Origin of the sequence: Collimonas sp. NPDC087041 (assembly GCF_044745265.1) — a bacterium.
GTDB lineage: Bacteria > Pseudomonadota > Gammaproteobacteria > Burkholderiales > Burkholderiaceae_D > Collimonas.
Genome location: NZ_JBIUZX010000009.1, coordinates 100385 through 118240, shown reverse-complemented (window position 1 = coordinate 118240; position 17856 = coordinate 100385). Strand labels below are relative to the sequence as shown.

Below are 17856 nucleotides of genomic sequence, written 5' to 3'. Positions count from 1 at the left end.
CTGTGGTTAAGGCGATTGTATAACCACGAACAGGATTTATAATTCATTAATATTGACTCTATTATTTCTTTTGATTTAATAATGAACACGATCTCGGATATCGCTTTCTTCGCCATCCTGGTCAAGGCTGGCAGCCTGGCGGCGAGCGCCCGCGAACTCGGCGTCACGCCGCCGGCGATCACCAAACGGCTGGCCAATCTGGAACAACGCCTTGGCGTGCGCCTGCTCAACCGCACTACCCGGACCATGAGCGTGACGCATGAAGGTGAAATCTACCTGGCCGACGGTAGCCGTATCCTGGCTGATATTGAAGCGTTGGAGCGCACCATCGGCAGCAGCCGCGCCATACCGAAGGGCTTATTGCGGATCAATGCCAGTTTTGGCTTCGGCCGCAAGCATATCGGCCCGGCAGTCTCGGCATTCAGCAAGCGTTATCCGGAAGTCGAAGTCCAGCTGCATTTGTCCGATCGCCCGCTGAACCTGGCCGATCAGGCTTTCGACGTCGGCATCCGCATCGGCGAGTTACCGGATGCGCGCATCATCGCCCGCAAGATCGCCGCCAACCAGCGGCTGTTGTGCGCAAGCCCGGGCTATCTGGAACTGCATGGCGCGCCATCGACACCGCGTGACCTGCAAAAGCACAAGTGCATCGTGCTGCGCGAAAACGACGCCGCCTATGGCACCTGGCAACTAAGCCGCGGCAAGCGCCAGGAAACCGTCAAGGTGCGCGGTACATTGAGCAGCAACGACGGCGAAATTGCCTTGGAATGGGCGCTGGCAGGACATGGCGTCCTGATGCGATCGGAATGGGATGTGGCGCCCTACCTGCGTTCTGGGCGGCTGCGTCAGGTACTCACCGAATGGACACTGCCGGATTCCGATATCTATGCGGTGTATCCGGAGCGGCTGAACCTGTCCGCCAAGGTAACCGCCTTTGTCGATTTCATTACGGAACGTTTCAACCCGCCTCAGGCGGGAAAGAAAGACCTGCGACACACCTGGTGACAATTGATGCATCCCGACTTGCTCTTGAAGTGTTGACCGCAAGCCGGGATGTCGGCGTCGCTCCGCCTCAGCGGAACGACAGCCGTTTACTCTTCCAACGGCGACCTGCCGGTTTCACGCGCTGCAAACAAAGCCACGCCGGTAATCGCCAAAGCCGCCAGCACATACAGCGAGATGGCTGTGGTGCTGTGATAGGAGCGGAACAGGCTGGCGATGATCAGCGGTGCGAAACCGCCGCCGACGATACCGGCCAGCGTGTAAGCCAGCGAAGAACCGGCGTAACGCACCCGGGTCGGGAATTGTTCAGTCACGAATGCCGCTTGCGGACCGTACATGATTGCGTGGATCACCAGGCCGCCAATCACCGCCAATACGATCAGCAACGGTTGTGCGCTATCGAGCAACACGAAGAACGCGAAGGCCCAGATCGCCCCAAGCACCACGCCGATGGCATACACAGGCCGGCGGCCGATGCGGTCCGACAACGCGCCGAACACCGGCACTGTCAGCGCATTGCAAGCGGTGCCGATCATGATCGCGGTCAGCGCCAGAGTACGCGACAGGTCCAACACGGTCGTCACATAGGTCAAGGTGAACACCACCACCAGCGCATACAGCACGTCCGAACCGATCCGCGCGCCGCCGGCGATCAGCAGACGCCGCCAGTGATCGCGCAGGACATCGCCGATCGGGGTCTTGGCCGTGGCGTGTTTCTCATCCAGTTCCTTGAACAACGGCGTTTCCTCAACCCCGCGCCGAATCCACAAGCCGAACCCAACCAGCAACAGACTGGCAATGAATGGAATGCGCCAGCCCCAGGCGAGGAAATCGTCCGGCGACACCAGCGCAGTGATCGCAGCAATGAAGCCAGTCGCCAGCAAGGTGCCGAAGGATGGCCCAACCTGGGTCCAGGAGGCGTTGCGGCCACGCTTGTCTTGCGCACCATGTTCAACTGAAATCAGCACCGCCCCGGCCCATTCGCCGCCCAGCGCCACGCCCTGTACGAAACGCAGCGCAACCAGCAGGATCGGGCTGAGGATGCCGACTGAAGCATACGTCGGCAGCAAGCCCATCAGGCCGGTGGTAATTCCCATTAATACCAAGGTCACGACCAGCACGAAACGGCGTCCGAGCTTGTCGCCGAGATGGCCGAACAGGACGCCGCCGATTGGCCGCGAAATATAGCCGACCGCATAGGTCGAGAACGCCAGGATGGTGCCCGATAAAGGGTCGAATGATGGGAAGAAAAGATGGTTGAAAATCAATGCAGCGAGCGTGTTATAAACCGTGAAGTCGTACCATTCCAGCGTGGTACCGATCATGCTGGCGGCGGCCAGCCTGCTGGTCATGCTTTTCTTGGCAGGCGCGCCATGCGCCCCCTGCTGCGCGGGCGCTGACAATGCTGCCTCTTCAGCTTGTAATGCAATTGAATGTTGATGACTCATCTAACTTCCCTCCATGAACCTGCTATCCCCAACCGCAGCGGCATGTCTTGCGAACGATTGCCGCTGCGATGCGTTTGACCTTTGTCTGGCCTCTTGTATTTCCCCTGACCGAAACCGGCCAGGGTCGATGCGCGGTCTTTTATGCCGCTTGATCGAGTAATTGCCAGCTCAGTTGCAAAATGGCATGACCATCCAGTTCGCCGCCGATCTGTTCCGCCGCCAACCGCACCGCATTGGCCGCCGCCGGTTCCGACGATGCCTCAATCAGCAGGATCGGATCGAGCACACGACCGTTGGCATTTTCCGCTGGCAATGGCGTGGACAGTGCGACATCTGGCGTCAACAGGCGCGAGGCCACTACGCCATCCAGCGCTAGCAATTTTTGGCCCAGCTTGGCCACTGCCGCCGGATCGCGGCCAATCTCGTTGTTACCGAGCCGCAAAACTGCCAGCCAGGCGCCCATGCCGCTACCGACTTCAGCGTCGATGCTGCAGACGCGGCGGATCGGGTCGCGCATGCGTGCCAGGTTGGTCACCGACCACGGCGTCTGCTGCTGGAACGCCTTGAAATATTCAGGTGTCTTGAATGCCGCCAGCGATGTTGTGCGGTACAAGCCCAGATACTGGCGCGGCCCTTTCATGCTTTGGTAGCGGGTGCCGGAAACGAAGCCCGGCAGGTTCACTCGCTCTTCGACATGTTCACGGTCGTACCAGCGGTTGAAGTCGTCGTCATGCGCTGGATCGACGTTGGTCCATACGAACAAGATGCCCGGTAATTCTTTTGCTTCTGGTGTTGTTGCTGGTGCTATTGCTGGTTTTGTTGCTGTTGCTATTGCTTGCGTACTCATCGTTTTCGCTTTTCAAGTTGGGCCGGAAGACTTGAGAATAGTTTTTCGGTCCATGCCTGGCAAACGGGTTATTTTTATGGTGACTGATAAGTTTTACTTGTGGCGTCGTTGGCCTGGTGAGGATCAAAGCCGTACTGCGGTTCCAGGTTGAGCGTGAAGCGCGCAGCCTCTTCGCATGCCAGCTTGGCAACCAGCTGGATCGCTTCCGTGGTCAGGTCGGCGCAATAGCTGACCACCAGCCTCTGCGGCGTCAGATTGGTGGTACAAGGAATGATGTTCAGCGTGCCGCTGCTGATCTGGTCGCGTGCAGGCGCCAGCGGCAGCACGGCGATGCCGAAACCGGATTGCACCAGCCGCACGATGGCGGAAATGGAACTGACGCAGTGGATGCGCGGCGCCGGCACCCCTTCGGCTTCGCACAATTCCATCAATGCGGAATGCGGTTGCGAACCGCGATTCATGGTCACGATCGGACGTTCCGCCAATTGCGCCAGGCTCACCGGCGCCATGCCGGCGGGCCAGTCGGCAGCGCGGCCGACCCAGCCCATCGCAATCGATCCGCTCGCGGTATTGCGAATTCCGTCGCCGATCACCGGATCGGTCTGCAGAGCCAGATCCAGTTCACCTTGCCGCAACTGCTCGTGCAAACGCCGTGTCGATTCCGACGTCAGTTGCAGTTCAATGCCGGGGTACATCTCCTGCACACGCCGCAGGAAATCGATCAGCCAGGTGTGGACGATGGTTTCGATCACGCCGATACGCACAATGCCGGCAATGCTGGAACCGGTGCGACCGATGGCGGACATTTCCCGGCTCAGTTCCAGCATCCGTTCGGCATAACCGAGCAAACGACGACCATCGAAGGTCAGGCGAATCTCGCGCGCATCGCGCTCAAACAGGCGTGTATCGAAATCCTGTTCGAGCGAGGCGATCCGGTTGGAAATCGCGGCCTGGGTGATATTCAATTTCTCCGCCGCGGCACGGAAACTGCCGAGCCGCGCCACCCATACAAACGCTTCCAGAAATCGCGTGTTCACAATGCCCTCCTTCGCACCCGGTGCGGCGTCAGATCAACCGTCCTGCAGTGCCGCTTCAACCGCACGGCCGATTTGCAGCACCCTCGCATCCTGCCCGCCCAAGCCGCAAATGCTGAAGCCGACCGGCAAACCGCTGCCGACCGGGCATGGCATGTTGAGCGCGCAACCGTCGAGGAAATTGATCACCGCAGGATTGCGCAACACCAGGCCATTGGTGGCAAAGAAGCTGTCGTCGCTTTGCTGTAACGGTTGCAATAACGGAGGCAACGTAGCGACCGTCGGCATCAACCAGGCGTCAAACTGCCGCAAGCGCTGTTGCGCGGCGGCGATCAGGTTGCGGCGCGCCGCCAGCAGGTCAATATAATCGGCGGCGCTTTGCTGGCCGCCGCGCCGGATGCGTGCCGCCACCCGTTGATCATAGCGCTCGGCCGCACTCTCAAACAACTCGCGGTGCCAGGCCCATGCTTCGGCCGCAGCAAAGCCGCCGCCGGCATTGATCGTGGGCAGCGTTTTCAGTTCAGGGAAGGCAAAACGTTCGATACGTGCGCCGGCACGCTCTAGCAGATTCAGTACGTTTTCGAAGGCATCACGCACTTCGGGTGCAATGCCTTCGCCGACAAAATCGTCGGTCACGCCAAAACGCAATCCTTGCAACGGCACTGCAGCACTATCCAGTGACTCGCCAGACAAGATGGCATCAACAATCGCGCAGCAATCGACGCTATGCGTCAACGGTCCGGCGGAATCGAGCGTGGTTGATAGCGGCACGGCGCCGCTCAAATCGACCCGGCGCGCGGTCGGCTTGAAGCCGGTCAGCCCGCAAAACGCCGACGGAATACGGATTGAACCGCCGGTATCAGTGCCAAGTGCCGCCACCGCCATACCGCCGGCAACCGACACCGCGCCGCCGGAGGTAGAGCCACCCGCTACGCGGGCGCTGTCAAACGGATTGGTCGGCGTGCCGTAATGCGGATTCAAACCCAGGCCGGAAAATGCGAATTCGCTCATGTTGGTGCGGCCGAGCAAAATCGCACCGGCATTGCGCAGACGAGCCACTGCAGCGGCGTCGGCGGCCGCCGGTTTGGCGTCCGACAGCGCGGTCGAGCCGGCGGCGGTTACCTGGCCCTTGACGTCGAACAAATCCTTGATCGATACCGGCAAACCAGCCAGCAGCGACGGTGCGTAACCGGCCGCACGAGCAGCATCGCTGGCGCGTGCCGCAGCCAGCGCCTGGGCGGCATCAACGTGGATGTATGCCGCGCCGCCGGCGCCACGATGGGCCTCGATCTGGGCCAGCGCCTGCTCCACCAATTTGACGCTGCTGTTTGTTCCGGCCTGCATTTCTGCGGCCAAGGTACGGATAGTTTTCATCGATTCAGCCTTCGATAGGTAAGGAGACAACGTTATAGCGATGCGTCAGGCTGCGCTGCAGGCGCGGATCAGAGAGTTCCATTTCGAAGCACTCGCCGAAGCCCATCTCGCCGATGATCGGCTGGGTTCCGCAAAACATGACTGTACCTACCGGCAGTTCCTTGCCGCCGGTATAGCGACCGATCAAGTCCTGCGGCGCCAGCATTTTCGTGACAGCGCCCTCTTGGTACAAGCGATGTTCGGCGCCGCGTCGACGCCAGGTGCGCATCTGCAATTCGTCCCAGTGCTCAACGAGTTCACTCATGCGCCACAAATCCGCACCGACCGGTTTCGCACACATCTGCTTGGAAACCGTGACGCCATAGCTTTCCACCTTGCGGTCGGTATGATCCGAGCCAATTCCGACCAGCAGCCCCTCGGTCGTTGAAAACAGCACGAACTCGGCCTCACCGGACGACTCATCGCCCGCTACCTGCAACGACGGCGAGATGGTCAGCAGATCGGCCGAGACACGGTAGAAACTCGGGATGCTGGCTGGCCGCTTGACGCCGATCGCTTCCAGCTCTTGAATATGATGCTCGACGCTGGCATGGTCGCGGCCGGTCCAGCCGGCGATCACCAGTTGCTGCACATCGATCGAAATCGGCCCGTGGCCGACCAGGTTGAATTGCAAATTCGCCATGAGACTACTCGCTTGGTTGTTGGGTTGATTAGATTGATTAAATGGAGCGGACAATATTGCTGCGGAATTCGTCGACGTGTTTCCGTATCGCCTCGCGCGCAGCGTCGGCATCGCGCCGTTCAAGCGCGTCGACGATCTGCAGATGCTCTTCATAGACATGTTGCAGATGCTGCGGATCGGAAAGCGACAGGAACCAGAAACGTGCCTGTTTTTCATGCAGGTTGCGCAACAGATCACCCAGCACCTTATTGCGCGAAGCCGCAGAAATCGCGATATGGAACTGCATGTCCAACCCCATCAGGGCCGGCACATCACGCCGTGCAATCAGCGCCGGTGAGCGATCGACAATATCGCGCATGCTCTTCAAGTCGGCCTCATCGGCACGCTCCGCCGCCAGCCCAACACAAAGGATTTCATTGGCCATGCGCACCTCGATCATGTCCATCACATCGTTGAGCGACAACGGCGTCACCATCACACCCTTGCGCGGCATGATCGACACCAGCCCTTCCACCTCCAGCCGATGCAAAGCTTGATGCACGGGCGTGCGGCCAATGCCCAGCAGGGTTTGCAAGTGGGCTTCGTTGATCGGTTCGCCCGGACGAAATTCCAGCGTCATGATGCGGCGCTTGATCTCTGCGTAAGCGAATTCGCGCAGCGCAGCCCCGGCTGGAATATTGGTCGGCTGAACCTGGCTTGCCTGCGCCGCCTTGGAAGGCGATGTTGCTCGCTGCGGGGTATTGGACATTGGGTTGTTGAAGCGCGTGAGCGCTCAATATCGAGTATCAATGGACACTGATATTAATGTGATATATCACAGAGGTCAACGAATGACGTGAAATTTCACAGTGAGATGTATTTTTGCCAATTTAGCGTTCCATACAATTAAAGTCGAAAGCAAACGAACAGCCAGAAACGTACGTTCTGCAGCCAGCTTGCGTTTGCAAAGGAGCTGAACTGTAAGTATTCTTTCCAGCATGATAAAAATTAGAAACTCACGCAGTACAGATGGTGAACGCGTGCTCGAGATTTGGCGTGATGCCGTGTTCACAACCCATGCATTCCTCAGCCACGAAGACCGCATTGCAATTGAAATGGAAGTACGCGATTTTCTTCCTGCTGCGCCATTGTGGTTGGCCGTGAATGAAGACGACCAGGCATTAGGGTTCATGTTATTGAACGGCGCCCATATGGAAGCCTTATTTATTGATCCCGTTTGCCATGGCAAAGGTATTGGACGTGCGTTGGTGAATCACGCTTTGACCTTACACGAATGTTTGACAACGGACGTCAATGAACAGAACGCTCAGGCCGCAGCTTTCTATTTCCGCATCGGCTTTAAGGCGACAGGTCATTCGGAACGCGACAGCCAAGGACGCGCTTATCCGTTGATACATTTAAAATTCCAACCGCAAAGCCAGAAAGACTGATTGCGGCCAGAAGCGGCCGGATGAGCACTTCCCACACAGCGTCCGTTGATTCATGATGGATATTTTCTGCATTGCTTTCATTGAGTACAGTAGTCAACCAGCGGCTGCAAAGAGGTTTCCAACCCCATGTAATTCAATCAGGAGGATGCGATGAGTCAATTGAATGACGTCAAAAAGGTGTTGTTCGTCGGTCAGCGGCCAGAAACTGTCGACTTCTCGGACCCAGCGTTACCACCAGGCTTCAATGCAGAGAAGATTCATGCCGGCATTGCCGTTGGCATGCAGCAGATGGCGGATCGTGGGTGGCATGCCGACCTCTGCTTGGTGCGCCCGGATGAATCCGCCACTGTGGAGCTCGAGCGTCAACTCGCCAGCGAGACCTATGACTGCGTTGTAATCGGCGGCGGAATCCGCATCCCTCCCAAGAGCCTGTTGCTCTTTGAAAGACTCTTGAACAGCGTCCACAAATCGGCTCCCAAGGCATCCATCGCTTTCAATACAGCACCGCAAGACACCGCGGACGCGGCCGGTCGATGGATCAAGAACTAAATAACGAATGCACGCCGCTTAGATATGTTCCTGGCTGCATGGGTCTTGGATGCGTTTCGCAACGACAGCGTTGAGACGAAATCAGCCAGTTGCAAGCGGCTCGAAACGGCCATTCGCTGGATGCAGCGTACAAACTGTCGCGCGAATTTGCCATAAGATTTTCTATGTAGCGACAAAAATTATTCTAGCTTGCCAGCACTCCGCCAAAAGTAGATATTGTCGTTTCACAAAATTGTTAGCTGAACTTCCGAGGTTGCGCTTCGTAATAACGCCTATTACAAAGATAGCCTCGGCTAACGACTCACTTCCTAAACAACGGTTTCTAGAATTCGGCGCTGTGGTTTGACTGAAAAGATCGTTGCCCTAGAAATATTAATTGCTCAAACATTCGTGAAATCATATTTTTCTATTCCTATCCTTGTCGCAATCATCGTCTCCACCCACTCCGTATTGGCCGCGGATAAGGCACCTGCGAGCAAGCCGACGCAGGTTTTCCAAAGAGTTGCGATTCAGGGGACAGATCGCGAAATGGGCCTGGGAATTTCCGAGTTCCCTCCCAATGCTGAAAAGCCACGACACATGGCAACGGGTCCCGAGGTCTGCTACGTGCTTGAGGGGGAAATAATTTTAAATGTGGATGGCAAGCCCACGCAACACATCCATGCAGGCGGGACCTTTCAAATAGCTGCGAACGCGGTCCACGTCACCAAAGCCGGACCGATGGGTGCGAAAGTCATTGCAACGTGGGCTTACGTACCTGGGAAACAATTTAACGTTCCCGTTCCAAATTGATCTTGCATCCCTTGACTTCACCCTGATGACCAGCATCGAGAAGCTTCTTGTGGCGTGAAATCAGCTCGGGTAACGGACAAGTTACCAAATCGTTATAAAAACTCTTCTTTCAAACCGGGCGTTATTGCTCAACGCCCCTCAAAACCATGAACACACTAAAACTACTTTCTTTTTCAGTATATTTACTTGCCGCAAGTAGCTTTGCAGCAGGCACCATCGATCAATCCAAGATCACGGATACGGTCGATGCGACTATCCATCCCCTGATGCAGAAATACAGCATTCCCGGCATGGCAATCGCAGTGACCATTAATGGCAAAAATTATTTCTACAATTATGGTGTGACGTCAAAAGAGACGCAGCAGCGCGTTACCAACAAGACGCTTTTTGAGATCGGGTCGTTCAGCAAAACATTTACGGCGACGCTGGCCTCTTATGCTCAAGTCGGTGGCAATCTTTCACTCTCCGACAGCCCAAGCAAATATTTCCCGTTCTTGCGCGGCAGTAGCTTTGACAATATCAGTCTGGTGAATCTAGGCACGCACACCGCGGGCGGCCTGCCTCTGCAGGTTCCGGACAATATAGATAATACCGATCAGTTAATGGATTATTTCAAACATTGGGAGCCTACTCATGCAGCTGGCACATTCAGGAAATACTCCAATCTAAGTATAGGGTTGCTAGGCATGATTGCGGCCAAATGCATGAACGTATCTTACGAGGACGCGCTTGAAAAGAAGATGTTCCCTGAACTTGGTATGACCCATAGTTACATCAATGTGCCAGCAGACCAGATGAAGGATTACGCGCAAGGTTACACAGCAAAGGATGTACCAGTCAGATTGAATCCAGGAATTCTGGCGACCGAAGCATATGGTGTGAAATCAGGCTCGGCAGACTTGATCCGATTTATTGACGATAACATCCAGGCCAGCAGGCTTAGTGAAAAACTTCAACGTGCGATCAAGGATACTCACACGGGATATTTCAAGTCAGGAGAATTTACGCAGGATTTGATATGGGAGCAATACCCTTACCCTGTAGAGTTGAAACAACTGCTGGCAGGTAACGATCCTGGCGTGATCTATCAAGGTTCGGTTGCAAGCAAGCTAAGTCCACCCTTGCCACCGCAAGCCGACGTGCTGATCAATAAAACTGGGTCAACGAACGGCTTTTCAACCTATGCCGCCTTTATCCCCTCTAAACAAATTGGCATTGTGATTCTTGCCAATAAATCCTATCCGATTGATCAAAGAGTCACTGCCGCGTATCAAATACTCACGCAACTGGATAGCCAGGGCGTATCAAAAAAATAGTCGCGGGACGCTACTGCGTTGATTGGGGTAGCTGCTCTAGCGATGCTGGTGTTCGCACTTTCCTGGGGTGCATGGATCGCGCACCAGCTTCGCCAAAGTTTGGGCGTGGCGCAGCACCTCACTAACGTCCAAAAGTCCAAAGGTCCACCGTGCCCCATATGGAAACGCTTGCCGCCGCTCTCCACCATCCGAATCAGTTCACGCGACACAGTGGCCGGATCATCTTCGAACGGCGGCCGAATTGCGCGCCCCTTGAGGATCACACCACCGATCAGGATGCCTGAGGCGATCAGATCTCCGACCATCATGTCCTGCGATGACAACTCCACCGCAATCGAGCCCGGCGTATGACCGCCCGTATGCCGCACGACACCATCGCCCCCGAAGTCGAGCAGGTTAACCGTGTGGCCGTTGGTCATCATGATGTCCGGGATAAAGCCATTGCATGGCTCATGCGGAAACGGCGTTTTGAGAAACAGCTTGCTGAGCCAACTCGTCGTGCAATAAGTCATCACGCTGCACATCGAGCCAGGCAGCCCGTGGAAGAACGGCTACCGCGAGTCCTTCAACGGAAAACTCCCTGATGAATTTCTGAACGGATAGGTCTTCTACAGCCTCAGGTATATTCCGGAATCTGCGAGGAAGTCGCGGCGGAGCTGTTGCGGTCGTTTTTCAAAGAGCGCCGCTAAGCGAGCTTACATCAGCTCAAGATCCAGCCCGATATCTGCCGCCGGGGCGCTTTGCATCAGCCGCCCGACCGAGACGTAATCCACGCCGCTCGCCGCGATCGCGGCGATCGTATCGAGCCGCACTCCCCCCGAAGCCTCCGTCGCCGCACGCCCGGCCACCAACGCCACCGCCTCGACCAGCATTGCCTGCGACATATTGTCGAGCAGGATTTGGGTGGCGCCGGCCACGATCGCCGGCTCGATCTGGTCGAGTCGATCGACTTCGCAGATGATCCGCTTCACGCCTGCCGCCTTCGCGCGCGCCACCGCCGGCCCGACGCCGCCCGCCACCGCGACATGGTTGTCCTTGATCAACACCGCATCCCACAATCCCATGCGGTAATTGGTCGCGCCGCCCATCCGCGCCGCGTATTTTTCAAGCACGCGCAGGCCGGGGATGGTCTTGCGCGTGTCGAGCAGGATGGCGTGGCCGTTCATGGCATCGACATAGGCGCGCGTCATTGTCGCGACGCCTGAGAGGTGCTGCACGGTGTTGAGCGCGCTGCGCTCGGCGGTGAGCAGAGCACGGGCGTTGCCGGCGATCCGCATCAACGCGGTGCCAGGCGCGATGCTCTGGCCATCCTGCACGAGCATTTCGATCGTACACGCCGGATCGAGATGACGGAAGAACGCGGCGGCCAGCGGCAGACCGGCGACGGTGATCGCCTCGCGGCTGTCCATCACCCCGGCAAAGCGCGCATCGGTAGGGATGACACTCTCGGCGGTGACGTCGTGGCCGCCGCCAGGGAAGCCTTCGCCGAGATCTTCAGCGAGCGTAGCGTGGACAAAGGCACTGAGGTTGAAGCCTTGGAGGGTGAATGCATTCATGCCGTGACCTTATAGAAAATGAAAAGATTATGTAGGGCCTTACAGGCCGCCAGCAACGCAAACCTACAGCCGAATGTCTAGAGTCGGTCAACAGGGCCTGGGTAGATGTTATTTATTTGCACTACGTAGCGCTGCGGCCCAACTCTCGACCCAGTCTCCCAAGGGATCGAACAGTTCCAATAGTTTTCTGCCGCGTTTAGTAAGTTGGTAACCAGTGTCGCAAGTTTCAACAATCAGAGCTTCACGCAATTCCGCTAGTCGGCCGTTGAGCACTGACGGCGACATATCGTCGCAGCGCGCCTGTAGCTCGCGAAACACCATTGGGCCCTCGCGCAATTCCCAGATCACGCGTAGCACCCAGCGGCGGCCGAGCAGGTCGAGCAAAGCCATGATTGGCTTGCCGGTTTTGGAACCACGAACGGGTTTGTCGATGAGCGCCATATTGTGCTACTAAATTAGAAGTATTATGCTTCGTTTATCGTAGCAACTGGAGTCCTGCATGTCAACACCCCGGATACAAGCCCTTAATCCGCCCTACGCTGATGGTGTGCAGCAGGATTTCGATCGCATCATGCCGCCCGGCATTCCGCCACTGAAGTTGTTCCGCACCGTGGCGCAAAATCCGCGTGTACTGTCGCGCATGATCGCAGGCAGCCTACTCGACAAGGGCAGCATTTCAGTACGCGCCAGAGAGATCATGATTCTACGAACCTGCGCGTTGTGTGGGGCTGAGTACGAATGGGGCGTACATGTTGCGGCCTTTAGCAGCAAGGCGGGATTCACTCCGACGCAGGTTGCTGCCACTGTGCATGAGGATAGCCAAGCGTGGCCGGCTCAAGATTCCGTGCTGATTCGGCTTGCGGATGCACTGCATGCGACCGGCAGCGTCGACGACACTCTGTGGTCCGAACTGCAAACGTTTTACACCGACGAGCAGCTTATCGAGCTAGTGATGCTTGCCGGTCTATATCACGCGGTGTCCTACATAGTGAACACGACAAAGCTGGAACTTGAGACCGCCGCGCCTCATTTTGATAGTTATGCCAACAACTAATCGCCGGACGCATGTTTATGCGTGCGTTGAGCGGCCGCCATGCGGAGCAGATTTCAATCTATCGACAGTCCGCATCGGGTCGAGAACCGCCTGTCACGCTTTGGAAAAGCGCCTTTTGCATAAATCTGACTGCCGCTCCATCAAGCCTACGGCGCAGCACCGGTATCTGGAGACGCGTTCCACCACCCTCCTCCCAATGCTTGCAACAGCGCCGCCGTATCGGCAAGGCGCGCCGACTGGGCGACGGTCCGGTCCAATCCGGTTTGCAGGCTTTGCCGCTGTGCATCCAGCAAGGCCAGATGACTGACGCCTCCGGCCTGATACTGCTGTCGCGTAATCGACAGACTGTCCTCTGCATTTTCCGCCGCCAACGTCCGCGCTTGCAAAGCCTGCGCGTCATTCTCCAGCGCGCGCAAACCGTCCGCCACTTGTTGCAGCGCCTGCAGCACAGTCTGCTGATACGCTGCTGCGGCCGCATCGTAGGCGGCAACTGCGGAACGCTTCTTGGCCCGCAATTCGCCGCCATGGAATAAAGGTTGCATCAAATTCAAACCGATACTCCATACATTGAGGCTGTTGGCGATATCCGAGATATGCGTCTGCTCGGCCCCTGCACTACCTGACAAGGTCAGTTGCGGATAGAGGCCGGCGGTTGCCACGCCGACCTGGGCGCTGGCCTGGTGCAAGGTCGCCTCGGCGGCGCGGATATCAGGACGTTGACGTGCCAGTGCTGATGGCAGGCTGAGCGGCAAGGTCTCGGGCAGTGTCAACTTGGCCAGGTCCAGCGGCTGGGAGTCAAGCTGTGCCGGAGCCTTGCCCAGATACACCGCCAACTGATGGCCGACCTGCTGCAATTGCTGTTGCAGCGATGGCAATGATGCCGCTGATTGCGCCACCAATGTGCGCTGGTTCTTGACATCGCGCTCGGCGATGCCGCCAGCGGCAAGGCGCTGTTCCATGATTGTCAGTTGCTGGCGCTGCAGATCGAGCATTTGCGCGGTCTGGGTGATCTGCGCCTGCAACGACGCTTGCCGGATCGCGGCGGTGACAACGTTGCCCGCCAGCGTCAGCTGCGCCGCCCGCAGTTCCTCGGCCTGCATATTCACTTGCGCCTGCAAACCTTCCAGCATGCGGCTGTTGGCGCCAAAGGCATCGACGGTGTAAGACACGTTCAGCGAAGCGTTAAAGAGTGAAAACGGCCCGACCTGCGGTACATTCGGGATGCCGATTGCGGCAGTGTCGATCTGCTGGCGGACCGCACCCAGCCGCAAATCGACCTGCGGATAACGCGTTGCGCCAGTCTGGCCGCTCAAGGTTTCGCTGGCTTGCAGCAACGTCGCCTTTGCCTGCGCGATCAGCGGGCTGTTAGCCAATGCCTGACGCACCAGCCCATCCAGTTGTGGCGAATGGAACAGCGTCCACCATTGGCCTGGAATATCCATGCCTGTATCGAAACGCTGGGCGGCGCCGGCCATCCCTGCACTCGACACGGTGGCTGCCGGTTGTACGCCAGCCGTATATTGCGCCACCGCAGGCGCCGTCGGCGCATGGAAATCCGGCCCGACTGCACAGCCACTCAGCAATCCACCGATACCAAGCCACAGCAGCGGCCGGGTCGTTTTTTGCACGCATTGACAAATCCATGTCGGTTTCATCGCCACTCCCTCAATCCAGCGTACGGCGATAGAACCGCACTGCAATGCCCATCACCACCAGGGTGAACACCATCAGCGGCCAGACGCTGGGCCACAGATCAACCCAGCCATTGCCCTTGAGCAGGATGCCGCGAATCAGCCGGTTGAAATACGTCAGCGGCAGCAGGTTGCCGATGAACTGCGCCCAGCGCGGCATGCCCTGGAACGGGAACATGAAACCCGACAACAGGATGTTCGGCAGGAAGTAGAACATCGTCAGTTGCATCGCCTGCAACTGGTTTTGTGCAATCGACGACAAGGTAATGCCGACCGTCAGGCTGGCAGCGATGAACAACAGCGCCGCCAGGTAAATCGCGACCACGCTGCCGGCAAACGGCACATGGAACATGAAGCGCGCGCCTAGCAGGATGATGCTGGCCTGGATCAGGCCGATGGCAATGTAAGGCATGATCTTGCCGGTCATGACTTCGATCGGCGACACCGGCGTCGCCAGCAGGTTTTCCATGGTGCCGCGCTCGCGTTCACGAGTCATCGACAAGCCGGTCATCATCACCATTGTCATCGACAGGATCACGCCCATCAATCCGGGCACGACGTTGTACTGGGTGACACCTTCCGGGTTGTACAGGCGCTGCACCTGGACGTTAAAGGCCGGCGTGCCGCCGCTGAACTTCGCCAGTGCGCCTTTCAAATCCTTGTCTGCCACCGATTGCACCAACTGCGGCAACGCCGCCAAGGCCATGCCGGTGGCGGTCGGATCGGTGGCATCGGCCTCCACCAGCAGCGCCGGCCGTTCGCCGCGCAGCAGGTTGCGGGTAAAATCCGCCGGGATATTCAGTACGAACAGCACCTTGCCCTGTGCCAGCGCAGTGCGCGCCGCCGCCTCGCTGGGCAGCTCAGCGACGATATCGAAATAGTCCGACGCCTTCATCGCGGCAATGAAGGTGCGTGTGAATTCGCTGTGGTCGGCAGTGATGACGGCAGTCGGCATGTGCTTGGGATCGCTGTTGATGGCAAAGCCGAACAGCACCATCTGCATTACCGGGATCACGGTGATCATGCGCACCGTGACACGGTCGCGCATCAGTTGCAGGAACTCCTTGAGCACGATGCTCCACCAGCGCTGGAAAGAAAATCCGCTGAGATATTTCATGCCTGGTCCTCGAAATTATCCGCCGAGCGGTTCATCATGTAGATGAACACATCTTCCAGGCTGGTGTCGATCGGCTCCATGCGCAGATTTTTCCCTTGCGTCATCTGACGCAGCGTCTGTTCCAGCAGCGCGGCATCCTTGCCGCATACGTGCAATGAGGTGCCAAATACCACCAGCTGATCGACGCCAGGCTGTCCGTGCAATTGCTGCGACAGGCCGACCAGCTGGTTGTCGTGGATATCGCTGTCGCGGCTGTTATAGATGGCCCAGGTCGTCAGGCCCTGCCCCGCTACCACCTCCGCCGCCGTGCCCTGCACCAGCAATTTTCCATAGGCCAGGTAAGCCAGCTTGTGGCAGCGTTCCGCTTCGTCCATGTAATGGGTGCTGACCAGCACGCTGATGCCCTCGGCAGCCAGTCGGTGCAGCTCTTCCCAAAAATCGCGGCGCGCAGCTGGGTCCACGCCGGCGGTCGGTTCATCCAGCAGCAACAGTTCAGGGTTGTGCAACATGCTGGCAGCCAGCGCCAGGCGCTGCTTCCAGCCGCCCGACAGCGATCCCGCCAATTGTTTCGCACGGGTCGCCAGGCCGAGCTTTTCCAGGCTCTGGTCGACTGCTTCCTTGCGATTCTTCATGCCATAGATGCGGGCGACGAAATCCAGGTTCTCGCGGATGCTGAGGTCATCCCAGTAGGAAAATTTCTGCGTCATGTAGCCGACCCGGCGCTTGATCTCCGCGCTTTGCTTGATGATGTCGAACCCCATGCAGGTGCCATGCCCGGAGTCTGGCGTCAGCAGGCCGCATATCATGCGGATCGACGTGGTCTTGCCGCTGCCGTTCGGCCCCAGGAAACCGAAAATCTCGCCGCGCCGCACCTGCAGCGACAAATCCTTCACCACATGCTTGCTGCCAAAGTGCTTGTTGATGCCGTCAACATCCACTACCAGCTCTCCGTTGCGGGCATCTTCGATGACGGCGCTCATGGCAGCTTCACTTCCACCGGTTGGCCGGGATGCAGCTTGAGCGCATCCGCCGGTGCCGGCCGCGCTTCGATCATGTAGACCAGTTTGGAACGCGATTGATTGCTGTAGATGATTGGCGGGTTGTATTCGGATTCGGTCGAGATGTAGGAAATGTGCGCCGCCACATTGGCCTGGCAACCGTCGCAACTGAGCGTCACAGCCTGGTTGACCTTGAGCCGACCGAGCACGGTTTCCGGCACGAAGAAACGCACTTTGACGTTCTCCGGCGGCAGCATGCGCAGCACCGGATTACCGGCCGCGACCCACTCGCCTTCTCGATACATGGTGTCGAACACCAGCCCGGCACGGGTAGCGGTGATGGTTTTTTGCCCGAGTTTCCAGTCCGCCTGGTCCAGCACCGCCTGGGCAGCGGCGACCTGGGCCTGTTGCGCCCGCACCTGGGCCGTGCGGTTAGGCAAGCGGTCAACCGCCAGTTGGCTTTGCCATTGCCGGACCTGGGCTGCGGCCGTCTCGGCGGCAGCGCGCGAATCGTCGAGTTGTTGTTTGGCGATGCCGCCGGCCTGGAACTGGATCTCATCGCGATGGAGTTGCACCGCAGCCTTGGACGCATTGGCCTGCGCCTGGACCAATTGAGCGCGCGTTACATCCTGCTCTTGCGGTCGCTTGCCGCTCTGGATATCAGCCAGTTGCGCCTCGGCGGCGTTCAGTTGGCGCAAAGCCTGGTTTCGGGCGGCGATTTCATCGCCCGCTTCCAGCATGAACAAGGGCGCGCCCAATGCTACCTGCTTGCCGCGCTCAACCGACAGCTTGTCCAGACGCCCGGGCTGGGACGACGCCACATACACATACTCGCCCTCGACATAACCTTGCCAGTCGTTGTCGCTGGCCGGTGAACACGCGGCCAGCCACAAGGAGGCCATCACCGCCACAACGATTACGGTTGATTGCCGGGAGCTGGTCGAAAGACGATATGGCATGGAAAAT

At 58.0% G+C, this 17856-nt stretch carries 19 protein-coding genes and 1 pseudogene; 7 read left to right on the top strand and 13 right to left on the bottom strand.

The features are described from left to right. The first annotated feature begins 81 nt into the window (after window positions 1–81). Window positions 82–1005: a LysR substrate-binding domain-containing protein gene (locus tag ACIPF8_RS16970; protein ID WP_400423262.1), complete on the top strand. Its 924-nt coding sequence runs from the start codon at window positions 82–84 to the stop codon at window positions 1003–1005. Window positions 1006–1091: 86 nt separating this feature from the next. Here the strand turns inward: ACIPF8_RS16970 and ACIPF8_RS16965 are convergent, their stop codons facing one another. The 6 genes from ACIPF8_RS16965 to ACIPF8_RS16940 all read right to left on the bottom strand — a co-directional run bounded on the left by ACIPF8_RS16965 (window position 1092) and on the right by ACIPF8_RS16940 (window position 7135). Further along, window positions 1092–2450 carry an MFS transporter gene (locus ACIPF8_RS16965; protein WP_400423259.1) on the bottom strand — a complete coding sequence of 453 codons (1359 nt, stop codon included), beginning with the start codon at window positions 2448–2450 and terminating at the stop codon, window positions 1092–1094. A 139-nt stretch (window positions 2451–2589) separates the two neighbouring features. Continuing rightward, window positions 2590–3297 (bottom strand): hypothetical protein, encoded by a 708-nt coding sequence (locus ACIPF8_RS16960; RefSeq protein WP_400423256.1) that lies wholly within the window; start codon window positions 3295–3297, stop codon window positions 2590–2592. A gap of 74 nt (window positions 3298–3371) precedes the next feature. Beyond that, on the bottom strand, window positions 3372–4334 hold the full coding sequence (locus ACIPF8_RS16955) for a LysR family transcriptional regulator (RefSeq protein WP_400423253.1): 963 nt from the start codon (window positions 4332–4334) through the stop codon (window positions 3372–3374). 33 nt (window positions 4335–4367) lie between these two features. Beyond that, the gene (locus tag ACIPF8_RS16950; protein ID WP_400423250.1) at window positions 4368–5705 is read right to left on the bottom strand and encodes an amidase; all 1338 of its coding nucleotides are present in this window, start codon (window positions 5703–5705) and stop codon (window positions 4368–4370) included. Window positions 5706–5709: 4 nt separating this feature from the next. Further along, window positions 5710–6387, bottom strand: a complete 678-nt coding sequence (locus tag ACIPF8_RS16945; RefSeq protein WP_400423247.1) for a DUF2848 domain-containing protein — start codon at window positions 6385–6387, stop codon at window positions 5710–5712. Window positions 6388–6424: 37 nt separating this feature from the next. Then, window positions 6425–7135 carry a GntR family transcriptional regulator gene (locus tag ACIPF8_RS16940; protein ID WP_400423244.1) on the bottom strand — a complete coding sequence of 237 codons (711 nt, stop codon included), beginning with the start codon at window positions 7133–7135 and terminating at the stop codon, window positions 6425–6427. A gap of 229 nt (window positions 7136–7364) precedes the next feature. On the opposite strand from ACIPF8_RS16940, the gene ACIPF8_RS16935 reads away from it, so the two are divergent. From ACIPF8_RS16935 to ampC, 4 genes are all read left to right on the top strand, one after another. Further along, window positions 7365–7817, top strand: coding sequence for an acetyltransferase (locus ACIPF8_RS16935; protein ID WP_400423242.1), 453 nt, complete (start codon window positions 7365–7367; stop codon window positions 7815–7817). A gap of 150 nt (window positions 7818–7967) precedes the next feature. Next, window positions 7968–8366, top strand: a complete 399-nt coding sequence (locus ACIPF8_RS16930) for a hypothetical protein (protein WP_400423239.1) — start codon at window positions 7968–7970, stop codon at window positions 8364–8366. Window positions 8367–8708: 342 nt separating this feature from the next. Next, complete coding sequence (locus ACIPF8_RS16925) at window positions 8709–9158, top strand: cupin domain-containing protein (protein WP_400423236.1); 450 nt, start codon at window positions 8709–8711, stop codon at window positions 9156–9158. A gap of 146 nt (window positions 9159–9304) precedes the next feature. Next, window positions 9305–10474 (top strand): class C beta-lactamase, encoded by a 1170-nt coding sequence (gene ampC / locus ACIPF8_RS16920; protein ID WP_400423233.1) that lies wholly within the window; start codon window positions 9305–9307, stop codon window positions 10472–10474. Here ampC and ACIPF8_RS16915 read toward each other — a convergent pair. Further along, complete coding sequence (locus ACIPF8_RS16915; protein ID WP_400423230.1) at window positions 10429–10986, bottom strand: hypothetical protein; 558 nt, start codon at window positions 10984–10986, stop codon at window positions 10429–10431. The genes ampC and ACIPF8_RS16915 overlap by 46 nt on opposite strands. Before the next feature lies 1 nt (window position 10987). On the opposite strand from ACIPF8_RS16915, the pseudogene ACIPF8_RS16910 reads away from it, so the two are divergent. After that, window positions 10988–11074, top strand: a pseudogene (locus ACIPF8_RS16910) (integrase core domain-containing protein); the annotation flags it as partial. A 95-nt stretch (window positions 11075–11169) separates the two neighbouring features. Here ACIPF8_RS16910 and nadC read toward each other — a convergent pair. Further along, the gene (gene nadC, locus ACIPF8_RS16905; RefSeq protein WP_400423227.1) at window positions 11170–12030 is read right to left on the bottom strand and encodes a carboxylating nicotinate-nucleotide diphosphorylase; all 861 of its coding nucleotides are present in this window, start codon (window positions 12028–12030) and stop codon (window positions 11170–11172) included. 108 nt (window positions 12031–12138) lie between these two features. Beyond that, entirely contained in the window at window positions 12139–12471 is a 333-nt protein-coding gene (locus ACIPF8_RS16900; RefSeq protein ID WP_400423225.1) for a winged helix-turn-helix transcriptional regulator, read from the bottom strand. A 58-nt stretch (window positions 12472–12529) separates the two neighbouring features. On the opposite strand from ACIPF8_RS16900, the gene ACIPF8_RS16895 reads away from it, so the two are divergent. After that, window positions 12530–13084 carry a carboxymuconolactone decarboxylase family protein gene (locus tag ACIPF8_RS16895; protein ID WP_400423222.1) on the top strand — a complete coding sequence of 185 codons (555 nt, stop codon included), beginning with the start codon at window positions 12530–12532 and terminating at the stop codon, window positions 13082–13084. A gap of 146 nt (window positions 13085–13230) precedes the next feature. Here ACIPF8_RS16895 and ACIPF8_RS16890 read toward each other — a convergent pair whose 3' ends face one another. From ACIPF8_RS16890 to ACIPF8_RS16875, 4 genes are read right to left on the bottom strand one after another with little or no spacing between them, the layout of a single operon-like run. Beyond that, on the bottom strand, window positions 13231–14712 hold the full coding sequence (locus ACIPF8_RS16890) for an efflux transporter outer membrane subunit (RefSeq protein WP_400423219.1): 1482 nt from the start codon (window positions 14710–14712) through the stop codon (window positions 13231–13233). Between the two features lie 37 nt (window positions 14713–14749). Beyond that, window positions 14750–15892, bottom strand: coding sequence for an ABC transporter permease (locus ACIPF8_RS16885; protein ID WP_400423216.1), 1143 nt, complete (start codon window positions 15890–15892; stop codon window positions 14750–14752). Continuing rightward, window positions 15889–16872 carry an ABC transporter ATP-binding protein gene (locus ACIPF8_RS16880; protein WP_400423214.1) on the bottom strand — a complete coding sequence of 328 codons (984 nt, stop codon included), beginning with the start codon at window positions 16870–16872 and terminating at the stop codon, window positions 15889–15891. Before ACIPF8_RS16880 ends, ACIPF8_RS16885 begins: the two co-directional genes overlap by 4 nt. Continuing rightward, complete coding sequence (locus tag ACIPF8_RS16875) at window positions 16869–17849, bottom strand: HlyD family secretion protein (RefSeq protein WP_400423211.1); 981 nt, start codon at window positions 17847–17849, stop codon at window positions 16869–16871. Before ACIPF8_RS16875 ends, ACIPF8_RS16880 begins: the two co-directional genes overlap by 4 nt. Window positions 17850–17856: the final 7 nt, after the last annotated feature.

Bases quoted from the DNA above. Each gene is read 5' to 3' on its own strand.
- ACIPF8_RS16960 (WP_400423256.1), bottom strand. From the start codon at position 3,297: ATGAGTACGCAAGCAATAGCAACAGCAACAAAACCAGCAATAGCACCA.
- ACIPF8_RS16930 (WP_400423239.1), top strand. From the start codon at position 7,968: ATGAGTCAATTGAATGACGTCAAAAAGGTGTTGTTCGTCGGTCAGCGG.
- ACIPF8_RS16880 (WP_400423214.1), bottom strand. From the start codon at position 16,872: ATGAGCGCCGTCATCGAAGATGCCCGCAACGGAGAGCTGGTAGTGGAT.
- ACIPF8_RS16915 (WP_400423230.1), bottom strand. From the start codon at position 10,986: ATGACTTATTGCACGACGAGTTGGCTCAGCAAGCTGTTTCTCAAAACG.
- nadC (WP_400423227.1), bottom strand. From the start codon at position 12,030: ATGAATGCATTCACCCTCCAAGGCTTCAACCTCAGTGCCTTTGTCCAC.
- ACIPF8_RS16900 (WP_400423225.1), bottom strand. From the start codon at position 12,471: ATGGCGCTCATCGACAAACCCGTTCGTGGTTCCAAAACCGGCAAGCCA.
- ACIPF8_RS16940 (WP_400423244.1), bottom strand. From the start codon at position 7,135: ATGTCCAATACCCCGCAGCGAGCAACATCGCCTTCCAAGGCGGCGCAG.
- ACIPF8_RS16970 (WP_400423262.1), top strand. From the start codon at position 82: ATGAACACGATCTCGGATATCGCTTTCTTCGCCATCCTGGTCAAGGCT.
- ampC (WP_400423233.1), top strand. From the start codon at position 9,305: ATGAACACACTAAAACTACTTTCTTTTTCAGTATATTTACTTGCCGCA.
- ACIPF8_RS16945 (WP_400423247.1), bottom strand. From the start codon at position 6,387: ATGGCGAATTTGCAATTCAACCTGGTCGGCCACGGGCCGATTTCGATC.
- ACIPF8_RS16965 (WP_400423259.1), bottom strand. From the start codon at position 2,450: ATGAGTCATCAACATTCAATTGCATTACAAGCTGAAGAGGCAGCATTG.
- ACIPF8_RS16885 (WP_400423216.1), bottom strand. From the start codon at position 15,892: ATGAAATATCTCAGCGGATTTTCTTTCCAGCGCTGGTGGAGCATCGTG.
- ACIPF8_RS16875 (WP_400423211.1), bottom strand. From the start codon at position 17,849: ATGCCATATCGTCTTTCGACCAGCTCCCGGCAATCAACCGTAATCGTT.
- ACIPF8_RS16935 (WP_400423242.1), top strand. From the start codon at position 7,365: ATGATAAAAATTAGAAACTCACGCAGTACAGATGGTGAACGCGTGCTC.
- ACIPF8_RS16950 (WP_400423250.1), bottom strand. From the start codon at position 5,705: ATGAAAACTATCCGTACCTTGGCCGCAGAAATGCAGGCCGGAACAAAC.
- ACIPF8_RS16895 (WP_400423222.1), top strand. From the start codon at position 12,530: ATGTCAACACCCCGGATACAAGCCCTTAATCCGCCCTACGCTGATGGT.